1 tRNA gene is annotated in these 256 nt (G+C 57.4%); it reads left to right on the plus strand.

The features are described 5' to 3' along the window. Positions 1–180 precede the first annotated feature (180 nt). Positions 181–256 (plus strand) — tRNA-Glu (locus ACQRBT_RS28340).

Consider the following 256-nt stretch of genomic DNA (forward strand, 5'->3'; position numbering starts at 1 on the left):
CGGGAATAGCTCAGTTGGTAGAGCACGACCTTGCCAAGGTCGGGGTCGCGAGTTCGAGTCTCGTTTCCCGCTCCAGATTTTAAGCAGTGTTGCCTTCGGGCGGCATTGAGTGAAACCAGGACCAAGTCTTCGGACATGGCCTCTGGGCACTGGAATACACACCATGTATTTCAGTAGCGTGTCCCCTTCGTCTAGTGGCCTAGGACACCGCCCTTTCACGGCGGTAACAGGGGTTCGAGTCCCCTAGGGGACGCCA

The organism is Pseudomonas sp. R19M (assembly GCF_050312585.1).
Taxonomy (GTDB): Bacteria; Pseudomonadota; Gammaproteobacteria; order Pseudomonadales; family Pseudomonadaceae; genus Aquipseudomonas; species Aquipseudomonas palleroniana.